Genomic DNA, 11,189 nt, shown 5'->3' on the forward strand with positions numbered 1-11,189 from the left:
GTCAGTGCGCCGCGACGCGGGTGAGCAGGTCGCGCTCGGCGAGCGCGGCGCGCAGGTCGACGACACTCGGCAGCGCCGCGTGCGCCCCGGCGGCGAGGATCGCCGTCTCGTCGTGCGCTCCGGTGAGCACCCCGCCGACGAAGCCAGCCCCCGCCCGCAGGCCAGAGCGCACGTCGCTGACCGTGTCGCCGGCGACCGCGACGGCCTGCACCGACGAGGTGCCCGTGCGCATCAGCGCGGTCAGCACGAGGTCGGGGTGCGGTCTGCCGCGACCGGCGTCGACCGGTGACAGCGCGACGTCGACCAGGTCGCGCCAGCCGAGTGCATCCAGCAGCGCGTCGCGGGTGACCGGCGCGAAGCCGGTGGTGAGGGCGACCCGGATGCCGTCGGCCCTGAGCTGCTCGATCGCGGCGCGGGCGCCGGGGATCTCGTCGGCGCCCTGCTCGGCGACGATCTCGTCGTACGCGCCCTCGAAAGCCGCGGTGGCCTGCTCGGCGGCTGCGCGATCACCGCCCGAGAGGTGGGTGAACACCTCGATCTTCGACTGGCCCATGGTGTCGCGCACGTAGTGCAGAGCGTCGTCCCACGGCATCCGGTCGGCGACGCCGGTTCGCTCGGCCGCTCGCTGGAACGCCTGCTCGACGACGCCGTCGTCGAGCACGGTCGTGCCTGCCATGTCGAGGACGACGAGTTCGATGCTTGTCATGTGGGTGCCTCCGTGCTGAGCGTGGATGGGGTGGTCTTGGTCGGGGTGAGAGCCGCGACGATCGCCGATTCGGCGAGGCCGAGGCCGCAGGTCATGCCGATGCCTGTCGTCGCGGCGATCGCGGTGACGCCAGCGACGGGGGTCTCGCGCAGGAACTCCCGCGGGCCCGAGGCGTACACGCCCTGCCAGCGCTCGAGCACGCGCACGCCGTCGGCCCGGAACAGCGCGACGGCCTCGTCGACGAACGCGTCGAACGCGGCCTCGGGCTGGAAAGGACCCGGCTGCACGGCCCTGGCGTGCGAATCGCCGAGGATCAGCGACCCGTCCGGCAGCTGCGTGTACATCTGGTTCAGGTCGAGCGCGGCGAGGTCGGGGCGCTGCGCGTGCAGTCGCCGGCGCAGCGCATCTGTCTCGGCGAGGGCGGCGAACCGGCCGTAGCGCGCCAGCGACCAGCCGGTCAGCAGCGGGGCGTCGAGCCGCCCGGGCAGGTCGGCGACGACGCGCATCATGTCGAGCGCGCACCGGACGACCCCGGTCTGCTCGGCGACCTCGGGCATCAGCTGGTCGATGTCGTGGTTGACCGCCACGATGATGTGACCAGCCTCGATCGAGCCTCGCGTCGTGCTGACGCGGCCGGTCGCCACACCGGTCACCGCGGTGCGGAAGCGGAAATCGACGCCCAGGGATGCCAGATGCCTGACGATCGCGCCGGCCGCCTCACGCGGGTTCACCTGGAGATCGGGCGCTATCAGCGCACCGCCGCGGAGCGGCTCGCGGCGCAGCGGAGCGCGGCGCAGCACCTCGTCGGCGTCGAGCAGCCGGATGTCATCCCGTCCGTCGCGCGTGGCCGCGTCGAGCACGGCGAGCTCGTCGTCGTGCCTGGCGGCGATGAGGGTGCCCGATTCGCGCAGCCAGAAGCCTGCGTCCGCCGCGAGACGCAGCCAGTGCTCGCGGGCCAGGTCGGCGTACTCGCGCGCCTCACCGGTCTGCGCGCCGATGCAGAGATGCCCGAAGTTGCGCACGGTCGAGCCGACAGGCGCATCGGTGCGCTCGACGACGATCACGCTCAGTCCGCGGCGCACCGCCGCGTAGGCCGCGCCCAGGCCCACGATGCCCGATCCGACGACGACGACATCGGCCCGAGGGGCGCTCAACGGAACACCTTCCGCATCCACATCGCGAGCCCTTCGACGACGAGCACGGTGACCAGGATCATGATCACGATGCTCGCGACCAGAGGGTAGTTCGAGCCCTGACCGGCGTTCAGCAGGTAGTACCCGACGCCGCCGCCGCCCACGATGCCGAGCAGCGTCGCCGCACGCACGTTCGTGTCGAGCATGTAGAACGTGTGGCCGATGAGAGCGCGCGAACCCTGGGGAAAGGTCGCCGCCGCGTACATCTGCATGCGGCTGGCGCCCGTGGCGAGCAGCGCGCGCTCGGGGCCGCGCGGCACCTCTTCGAACGAGTCGGCGATGAGCTTGCCGAGCAGGCCGATGCCGCCGATCGCGAGCGCGATGGTTCCTGCTTGCGGGCCGAGGCCGGTGATGATGATGAGCACGATGGCGAGGATCAGCTCGGGGATGCCCCGGATGATCACCAGCAGCAGCCGGAAGCCGCCGTGGGTGACGCGATTCGGAGCGACGTTGCGCGCTGCGAGCGAACCGATGACGAGTGAGAGCACGAGGGTGATGAGGGTGGCGGCCAGCGCGATGCGGATGGTGTCGAGCATCGCGGCGCCGATCACCTCGAAGCCGTAGCTGCCGAAGTCCGGCGGCCAGAACTGCGCGGCGACCTCGGGCACCCTGGACCAGAACGTGAGGAGGTCCTCCCACACGATCTCGCTGACCACGACCGAGCCGATGACGACGAGCACGGCGATGCAGCCGGCGATCGTGTTGCGCACGCGCTGCGCGGTCCACGGGCGGCGCAGCGCCTGCTCCACCGTCGCGTACTTCTGCGTGACCGCCGGCGCGCCGCTCTCGGCCCTGCCGCGCGAGAACAGCCGGACGAAGGCGCCCCTCCCTGCTTCTTTCTCTCCCAGCATCGCCACGCGCACGGCGCTCGAGATCATCTCCATCGCGACGCACAGCAGGAAGATGACGAGGGCGTAGCCGAGACCGAGGCCGTAGTTCAGCGACTTGAAGGCGTGCGACATCTCCAGTCCCAGGCCCGCGACGCCGACGTAGCCGAGCACGACCGAGCCGCGCAGGTTGATGTCATTGCGGTGCAGCACGGTCGCGACCCAGCTGGGCAGCACCTGAGGCAGCACGCCCGCGAAGAACTCCTGCGACCGTGAACCACCTGCCGCCCGGATCGCGAGTCGGGGCCCCTCGTCGATCTGCTCGATCGCGTCGGCGAACATCTTCGAGATCATGCCGATGGAGTGGATGCCGATGGCCAGGATGCCCGGCAGCGTGCCGAGCGAGAACATGAGAACGAACACCATCGCGAGCACGACGTCGGGAAGCGCGCGGGTGAGCACGCCGATGAAGCGGGCGATGCCGCGCAGCGTGGGGTGCGGGGTCGTGTTCGACGCCGCGAGATAGGCGATCGGCACCGAGAGCGCCGCGGCGAGCAGCGTGCCGGTGAGCACCAGGCCGACGGTGAGCACGGTGAGCTCGATGAGCTCACCCGCTTCGGGAAAGCGGAGCCCGCCGACGCGCGCGAAGAAGTTCTGCGCGTTGCCGAGGCTGTCGCCGATGCTCGCGAGGCTGATGTTGAGGTCGATCAGCGACATCACGGCGATGACCGCGATCGCGGCGAGCGTCAGCGAGGCGCAGATGCGCTCGGGGCTGATCGGGCGGCGCGGGGCGCGGGCCTGCAGGCCGGAGGCCGCGGTCTCGCTCCCGGCATCCGGAGTCGCCGACGGCCCGCCGGGCCGGTCGAGAACAGAGCTCATGCCACGGGCTCCGCGACGAGCAGGCCGGTCTCGAGCGCCGCGATCTCGGCGGTGCTGGTGGCGACGCGCCCGTAGATCTCCATCACCTGTGCCTTGTCGAGACCGGTGGTGGTGGTGTCGAGCACCACCTCGCCGTGGCGAAGGCCCACGATGCGGTCGGCCCAGTCGATCGCGAGGTCGACCTGATGCAGGCTGCAGAGCACGGTCAGGCCGTCATCGGCGGCGATCTCGCGGATCAGCGACATGACCTGCGAGCTCGACTCGGGGTCGAGCGAGGCGACGGGCTCGTCGGCCAGCAGCACCTCGGGGTTCTGCATCAGCGCGCGGGCGATCGCCACCCGCTGCTGCTGGCCGCCCGAGAGCGTGTCGGCGCGCTGGTAGGCACGATCGAGCAGGCCGACGCGGTCGAGATGGCCGAGTGCGCGCAGCTTGTGCGCACGGGAATAGCTGAACAGTCCGAGGCGCGGACCCCGCAGCCCGGCGAGAGAACCCGCGAGCACGTTCTCGAGCACCGAGAGCGAGCCGACCAGCTCGAACTGCTGGAAGATGAAGCCGACGCGACTGCGCAGGCTCCGCAGCGCCCGGCCGCGCAGAGCGGGCACGTTCTCGCCGAGCACGCTGATGCTGCCGCTGGTGGGGGTCTCGAGCGCATCGATGTGGCGCAGCAGCGTCGACTTGCCCGAGCCGGAGAGGCCGAGCAGCACGACGATCTCGCCTCGGCCGACGGTCAGGTCGACGCCGGACAGTGCTGTGGTCGAGTCGAAGCGCTTGGTGAGCGATTCGATGCGGACGACGGGTTCGGGGTTCATGGCTTCGTCTCTCTTCGAGTCCGGATGCGGGTGGTGGGGCGCTGCGTGTCTCGCAGCGCCCCACGTCTCGACTCCGCGGCTTCGCCGCGTAGCTCGATGACCGTTCCGACGGGCGCGGCGGGGGCTTCGCCGCTGCGCTCGTCGGTCAGGCGATCAGCCCTGGCACTGGGTCGCGTTGGTCTTCTTGCAGATGTCGCGGATGAGGTCGTAGTACTTGTCGTCGACCGGCTTCGTGGCGTAGAACACCGAGCGGAACGCGTCGGAGTCGGCGCTGTCGACGCCGGCGTCGATGATGTCGTCGATGGTGACCTCGGCGAGCGAGTCGGTCAGCACGCTGATCACCTCGTCGGGCAGCGTGTTCGAGTAGACGAGCGGCGCACCGGGGACCATGGTCTCGGCGACGACCTTGACCTTGTCGGACTTGGCGACCTCGCTGTCTTCCGCGAAGCCCACCTCGCACTCCTTGCCCTCACCGGTCTTCGTGACGCTGACGTCGTGCTTGCCCGCGAACACCGGCGTGATGCCCTTCTCGGGGTCGATGCCCGCGTCGAGCAGGTTGTACGAGGGGAACAGGTAGCCCGAGGTCGACGACGGGTCGACGAAGCAGACCTTCTTGCCCGCGAAGTCCTCGATGCTCTCGACGTCGGAGCCCTTCGGGGCGATGGCCTGGGAGTAGTAGCCCGGCTCCTGACCCTCCTTCGTGACGATCGACGAGATCGGGGTGAGCTTCGCGCCGTTGTTGGTGGCGGTGACGTAGGTGAAGCCCGAGAACGAGGCGACGTCGACCTTGCCGGCGATGGCCGCCTCGATCAGGGCCGCGTAGTCGGTCGACTCGTGGTACTCGACCTCTTTGCCGGTCTTCGTGGCGATGTAGTCCATCAGCGGCTGGTAGTTGGTCTCGGTGTCGACCGAATCGGGGACGACGCCGAAGACGAGGGTGTTCTCGTCGACCGCGTAGCCGCCAGCCTTGTCGACGGGTGCATCGCTGCCTGGCGCCGCGTCGGCAGGGCCGGAGCACGCGGCGAGGCCGAGCGCCAGCAGGGCGGCACCGGCGAGGGCGGGGAGAGCACGAAGCTTCATGAGGACCTTTCAGGGATGTCGGGAACGTGTCCGACAGAGACTCTGACAGGCCGGATGCCGAGAAATGTACCTATCTCGGCACTGTTCCCCGCTCGTTCACCAAGGATTTCCCCGAGTGAACATCCGCGAAACGAGGCGAGGTCATCACACCTGCGCAAGTAATATGCCTATGTGTCCCGAGCTGTGTACATCGACATCGCCCACGACCTGCGCGAGCGCATCGCCTCGGGTCAGCTGCGCCCCGGCGACGACGTGCCGACCGAGGCCGAGCTCGCCGAGCGCTGGCAGACGTCGCGCGGCCCGATCCGCAACGCCCTCGCCGCGCTGCGGGCGGAGGGGCTGGTCGAGACCACGCGCGGACGCCCGGCGCGCGTCGTCTCGAAGAAGGCGACGCAGCCCGTCGACATGTCGGTGCCCTTCACGCGATGGGCACGCGATCTGGGTGTCGAGCCCGGTGCGCAGACCCAGGAGGTCGCGCTGCGCCGCGCAGCAGACCTGGCGGAGCTGTTCGGCATCTCCCCCGACGACCAGGTGGTGAGCGTGCTGCGGCTGCGGATGCTGGACGGCCGGCCGACCATGGTCGAGCGCCTCAACTACACCGAGGATGTCGGGCGACTGCTGTTCCAGATCGACACCGACGCGGTGTCGATCACCGATTACCTGGGCGAGCAGGGGCATCCGATCGTCTCGGTGCAGCACGAAATCGACGCGATGGCGGCCGATGAGAGGGACGCGGCGCTGCTGCGCGTGCCGCTGGGCACACCGCTGCTGCGACTGAGCCGCATCTCGCGCGACGCCGAGGGACGCATCTTCGAGGCGTCGCAGGACCGCTACCTCGGCGATGTCGTCCGGTTCACCGTCGCGGGGTCGGGCATCTCTGCCGACGGCCAGTACCTGCGCGCCGTCGGCGGCTGACGACGTACCGACGGCGGCTGACCGCTGCATCCAGAACAGGCGATCCCTCCAGAACAGGATGCTTCTGCGCAGATCGTCCTGTATTCGCGCGTTCTCCTGTTCCCAGGCTTCGGGTTCGGGGGCGCAGAGAGGGAGCGACGGCGGCGATCACCGCATCCGGAGTCAGAGCGCGATCAGCACCACTCCCGCGACCACCGCGACCGACGCCGCGACCCGCCAGGCAGGCCGCGATTCGCGCAGCACGAACGCGCCGAACAGGCTCACGAGCACCACGCTCACCTCGCGCAGCGGCGCGATCAGCGCCACGGGCGCGAGCGTGATGGCCTGCAGGACGAGGATGTACGACAGCGGCGAGAGCACGCCGAAGACGAGGATGCGCCGCCATTCCCGCCGTCCCAGCTCGCGCACCGCGGCCCACCTCCTGCTCACGGCGAGGGTGTAGAACGGCACCTGCGCGAGCGTCGTGCCGACCATGAACGCGACCGGCGACAGGCTCCATTCGCGCACGGCGTGGGCATCCCAGATCGTGTAGGTCGCGATCATCACTCCCGTGAGCAGACCGAACAGCACCGCAGGGTCGATCCCGCGGCGGGTGCCCGCGGGCGGCCGGTCGACGAACCCCACGGCGACGACACCCACGATCACCAGGCCGACGCCGACCAGCGCCGCAGCCGACGGCCGCTCGCCGAGCAGCAGCATCGCGACGATCACCGCGAGAAAGGGCCCGCTGCCTCGGGCGGTCGCGTAGACGGTCGACAGGTTCCCGAGCTGGTACCCGCGCTGCAGCACCGACATGTACAGCACGTGCAGCACCGCGGAGACGCCGACACCGAGCGCGAAGCCGGCCAGATCGTCGGTGCCGAGACCGCCGGTGAACGGGATCACCCCGATCCACAGCACGGTGCTCGCCACAGCACCCCACCAGAGGAACGGCACACCGGCGCGGCTCACGTTGTGCGCGATGATGTTCCACGCGGCGTGCGCGACAGCGGCGCCGAGAGCGAGGACGATGGCGATGACGGACATCCGTAGACCCTTCTGCTCGCCGCAGGCGCGACGAACGGGTCCTCCAGGCTTTTGTCCGTTCAGATGACGGTCCGCCGCGTGGCGAATCCGTGGCGCCGCTCGGACCAGGCGGGCGGATGCCCCGGAACCCTAGGCGCTGTCGAGTACCACCCTAACCGCTCCGGTCGGGCGACCGAGCCGAGGGCGACCGAGCCGAGGGCGGCCGATTAGGCTCGGAGGCATGCCTGCCGTCTCCGCCGCCCACACGCATGCCGCTGATCTCGCAGACTTCGTCGCCGCGTCGCCGTCGAGCTACCACGCCGCCGAAGAGGTCGCCCGCCGTCTCGAGGAGGTCGGTTTCACCCGCCTCGACGAGACGGCCGAGTGGCCCGAGCAGGCCGGCGGGCGTTTCGTCGTCGTGCGCGACGGTGCCGCGATCGCGTGGGTCGTTCCGGCGGATGCCGCGGCCACGACCCCCGTGCATGTGCTGGGCGCGCACACCGACTCCCCCGGCTTCAAGCTCAAGCCCCAGCCGACCACCGGCTCGCGCGGCTGGCTGCAGGCTGCCGTCGAGGTCTACGGCGGACCGCTGCTGAACTCGTGGCTCGACCGCGAGCTGCGTCTCGCCGGGCGCCTCGCCCTCGCCGACGGACGCGTCGTGCTCGCCGCGACCGGCCCGCTGCTGCGTCTGCCGCAGCTCGCGATCCACCTCGACCGGGGAGCGAACGACGGTCTCGCGCTCGACAAGCAGACCGGCACCCAGCCGGTGTGGGGACTCGGCGATGCCGAGTCGGCCGACATCCTCGCGGAGCTGGCGGCCTCGGCCGGAGTGGACGCCGCCGACATCCGCGGTTTCGACGCGGTGGTGGCGGATGCCGCTCGCGGCGCCGTCTTCGGCAAGGACGACGCGTTCTTCGCATCGGGTCGCCTCGACGACCTCGCCTCGGTGCATGCGGGCCTCGTCGCCCTGATCGACGCCGCGGACTCTGCGGATTCGGCAGTGATCCCGGTGCTCGCCGCCTTCGACCACGAAGAGCTCGGCTCGGAGTCGCGCTCGGGAGCCGCAGGGCCCTTCCTCGAAGACGTGCTCGTGCGCGTGTACGCGTCGCTCGGCGCCGACGCCACCACGCAGCGCCGCGCCTTCGCGTCGTCGTGGCACCTCTCGAGCGACGTCGGTCACTCGGTGCACCCGAACTACGCGCACCGGCACGACCCGGTCGTGCAGCCGCTGCTCGGCTCGGGCCCGATCCTCAAGATCAACGCCAACCAGCGCTACGCCACCGACGCCGTCGGCGCGGCCGCGTGGGCGGGCTGGTGCGAGACCGCGGGAGTGCGCTCACAGGAGTTCGTGTCGAACAACGCCGTGCCCTGCGGGTCGACGATCGGCCCGATCACGGCGACGCGGCTCGGCATCAGGACGGTCGACGTGGGCATCCCGATCCTGTCGATGCACTCCGCACGCGAACTCGCGGGTGTGAGCGATCTCTACGATCTGTCGCGCGTGGCACGGGCCTTCTTCGCCGGCTGAGCGCGGGAGGCCCGGCCGCACTCAGACGAGTTCGCCGACGAGCTTCTCGATGCGCGAGCGGATCTCGTCGCGGATCGGCCGCACCGCGTCGATCCCCTGACCGGCAGGGTCGTCGAGCTTCCAGTCCTCGTAGCGCTTGCCCGGGAAGAAGGGGCAGGCGTCGCCGCAGCCCATGGTGATCACGACATCCGACGCCTGCACCGCCTCGGTCGTGAGCACCTTCGGCTGCTCGGACGTGATGTCGATCCCGAGCTCGCCCATCGCCTCGACGGCGATCGGGTTGATCTGGTCGGCGGGCATCGACCCGGCCGAGCGCACCTCGATGCGGTCGCCGGCGATGTCGCGCAGGAATCCTGCGGCCATCTGAGACCGGCCTGCGTTGTGCACGCACACGAACAGGACGGAGGGCTTGGACGCGCTGTCTGCCATGAGAGCTCCTGAGGGTGGGGGTGGGGTCAGCTTAGGCGACCGGACGGGCACCGAGCTGGATGAGGGAGGGGGCTGCGCCACAGCATCCGCCCGCCTCTTCGCCGAAGTCCCCTGCACCGCCGCAGACCCCGGTGTCGGGCAGTACGAGCTCCTTTCGCTCGGCCGCCGCGACGTCTCCGGCGAGGTGCGCGACGACGCTGCGCACCTGTTCGAAGCCGGTCAGCGCGAGGAACGTCGGCGCCCGGCCGTAGGACTTGGCGCCGACGATGAAGAAGTCCTGCTCCGGCTGCGCGAGCTGACGCGCGCCGGTCGCAGACACCGATCCGCAGGAGTGGATGTTCGGGTCGATCTCGGAGGCGATCCCGGCAACGGCGTCGAGCGAGGCGTCGAGGTCGATCCGCAGCTCGCGGAGGATGCCCATGTCGGGGCGGAGCCCGGTGAGAGCGAAGATGTGATCCACGCCGCCGATCTCGCGTCCCGTCTCGGCCACGATCGTCAGGCCGGCATCCTCCGGTCGGATCTCGGCGACCCGGAACCCCGTGACCACCTCGACGGTGCCCGCCTCGATCACCTTGCGAGCGCGTGAGCCGAGCACCGCGCGCTCTGCGAGCTCGTCGCGGTCGCCCCCTCCGAAGAGGTTGGCCGTGCTGCCGCGGCGCAGCAGCCAGGTGATCCGCGTGCCGTCGTGCCGACGGGCGAGCTCGCTCAGTCGCAGCACCGTGTGCGTCGCGGAGTGTCCGGCGCCGACGACCACGACGTGGGATCCCGCGAGCGACGAGACATCGTCGGGGATTCGGTACGAGATGCGGTCGGATGCGGCGGTCTCGCCGACCGCAGGGAACCCGTCGGCGCCGGCAGGGTTCGGCTGGCCCCACGTGCCGCTCGCGTCGATCACCGCGCGGGCGAGGATGCGCTCGTCGCGTCCGTGCCGGTCCGTCGTGTGCACGACGAACGGCTGGCCCTTCCGCCCGCTGTCGACGACCTTGTCGCGTCCGCGACGGGCGATGCCCGTCACCGTCACGCCGTACCGTATGCGGTCGCCCAGGGCATCCGCCAGCGGCTGCAGGTACCGGCTCACCCACTCCTCGCCCGTCGGGTACCCGCGGTCAGGAGCACTCCATCCCGTCGCCTCGAGCAGGCGACGTGCCGCGACGTCGATGAGCTCCGGCCAGGCGGAGAAGAGCCGCACATGTCCCCACTCCGCGACGGCGGCACCTGCGCTCACCCCGCTCTCGACGACGACGGCGTCTACGCCGCGCTCGGCCAGGTGGGCCGCAGCGGCCAGGCCCTGCGGGCCGGCGCCGACGATGACCACGGGCAGTTCCGACATCGCATCTCCTCAGATCGAAGAACGTCAATACGAGAACGGTGCCGCACCTATCGAAGTTTGTCAATACGTGAGAGGATGTCGGCATGAGCCTGCCCGTGACCATCGAGCCGACCGCGTGCTGCGCGCCGCGGGTCACGTCGCCGCTCGCGCCCGAGCAGGCCGACAGACTCGCCCGCGTCTTCAAGGCTCTCGGCGACCCCACCCGCGTCTCGCTGCTGTCGCTCATCGCCCGCAGCGAAGGCGGCGAGGCATGCATCTGCGACCTCACCGAGCCTGTGGGCCTCTCGCAGGCGACCGTCTCGCACCACATGAAGCTGCTCGCCGAAGCCGGACTCGTCACGCGCGAGCAGCGAGGACGATGGGCCTACTTCGCCGTGAACCACGACGCCCTGTCTGCCGCCGCCGACGCCCTGCGTCCGCTCTGACAGCGATCCTGCTGCCCTCGAGGCGAGGGTGGTGCCAGGATGAGCACATCCCGTCATCTCGGA

11 protein-coding genes are annotated in these 11,189 nt (G+C 70.4%); 3 read left to right on the forward strand and 8 right to left on the reverse strand.

Annotation, left to right across the window (positions count from 1 at the left end):
- Window position 1 precedes the first annotated feature (1 nt).
- From JOE67_RS05575 to phnD, 5 genes are all read right to left on the reverse strand, one after another.
- Window positions 2-706 (reverse strand): phosphonatase-like hydrolase, encoded by a 705-nt coding sequence (locus tag JOE67_RS05575; RefSeq protein WP_204974511.1) that lies wholly within the window; start codon window positions 704-706, stop codon window positions 2-4.
- Window positions 703-1,860 (reverse strand): TIGR03364 family FAD-dependent oxidoreductase, encoded by a 1,158-nt coding sequence (locus JOE67_RS05580; RefSeq protein ID WP_204974512.1) that lies wholly within the window; start codon window positions 1,858-1,860, stop codon window positions 703-705. The genes JOE67_RS05575 and JOE67_RS05580 overlap by 4 nt, the downstream gene beginning before the upstream one ends.
- Window positions 1,857-3,605 carry a PhnE/PtxC family ABC transporter permease gene (locus tag JOE67_RS05585; protein ID WP_204974513.1) on the reverse strand — a complete coding sequence of 583 codons (1,749 nt, stop codon included), beginning with the start codon at window positions 3,603-3,605 and terminating at the stop codon, window positions 1,857-1,859. Before JOE67_RS05585 ends, JOE67_RS05580 begins: the two co-directional genes overlap by 4 nt.
- On the reverse strand, window positions 3,602-4,414 hold the full coding sequence (gene phnC, locus JOE67_RS05590; protein ID WP_204974514.1) for a phosphonate ABC transporter ATP-binding protein: 813 nt from the start codon (window positions 4,412-4,414) through the stop codon (window positions 3,602-3,604). The genes JOE67_RS05585 and phnC overlap by 4 nt, the downstream gene beginning before the upstream one ends.
- Window positions 4,415-4,567: 153 nt before the next feature.
- Complete coding sequence (gene phnD, locus JOE67_RS05595; RefSeq protein ID WP_204974515.1) at window positions 4,568-5,494, reverse strand: phosphate/phosphite/phosphonate ABC transporter substrate-binding protein; 927 nt, start codon at window positions 5,492-5,494, stop codon at window positions 4,568-4,570.
- 171 nt (window positions 5,495-5,665) lie between these two features.
- On the opposite strand from phnD, the gene JOE67_RS05600 reads away from it, so the two are divergent.
- Complete coding sequence (locus JOE67_RS05600; protein ID WP_338041512.1) at window positions 5,666-6,409, forward strand: GntR family transcriptional regulator; 744 nt, start codon at window positions 5,666-5,668, stop codon at window positions 6,407-6,409.
- A gap of 162 nt (window positions 6,410-6,571) precedes the next feature.
- Here the strand turns inward: JOE67_RS05600 and JOE67_RS05605 are convergent, their stop codons facing one another.
- On the reverse strand, window positions 6,572-7,435 hold the full coding sequence (locus JOE67_RS05605; RefSeq protein WP_204974516.1) for an EamA family transporter: 864 nt from the start codon (window positions 7,433-7,435) through the stop codon (window positions 6,572-6,574).
- A 220-nt stretch (window positions 7,436-7,655) separates the two neighbouring features.
- Here JOE67_RS05605 and JOE67_RS05610 point away from each other — a divergent pair, with 220 nt between their 5' ends.
- Window positions 7,656-8,942 carry a M18 family aminopeptidase gene (locus JOE67_RS05610; protein WP_204974517.1) on the forward strand — a complete coding sequence of 429 codons (1,287 nt, stop codon included), beginning with the start codon at window positions 7,656-7,658 and terminating at the stop codon, window positions 8,940-8,942.
- A 21-nt stretch (window positions 8,943-8,963) separates the two neighbouring features.
- Here JOE67_RS05610 and JOE67_RS05615 read toward each other — a convergent pair whose 3' ends face one another.
- Both JOE67_RS05615 and JOE67_RS05620 read right to left on the reverse strand, forming a co-directional pair.
- Entirely contained in the window at window positions 8,964-9,371 is a 408-nt protein-coding gene (locus JOE67_RS05615; protein WP_204974518.1) for an arsenate reductase ArsC, read from the reverse strand.
- 31 nt (window positions 9,372-9,402) lie between these two features.
- Window positions 9,403-10,701 (reverse strand): NAD(P)-binding domain-containing protein, encoded by a 1,299-nt coding sequence (locus tag JOE67_RS05620; RefSeq protein ID WP_204974519.1) that lies wholly within the window; start codon window positions 10,699-10,701, stop codon window positions 9,403-9,405.
- Window positions 10,702-10,784: 83 nt separating this feature from the next.
- On the opposite strand from JOE67_RS05620, the gene JOE67_RS05625 reads away from it, so the two are divergent.
- Window positions 10,785-11,126, forward strand: a complete 342-nt coding sequence (locus JOE67_RS05625; protein ID WP_204974520.1) for an ArsR/SmtB family transcription factor — start codon at window positions 10,785-10,787, stop codon at window positions 11,124-11,126.
- Window positions 11,127-11,189: the final 63 nt, after the last annotated feature.

This window comes from Microbacterium esteraromaticum, assembly GCF_016907315.1.
GTDB lineage: Bacteria > Actinomycetota > Actinomycetes > Actinomycetales > Microbacteriaceae > Microbacterium > Microbacterium esteraromaticum.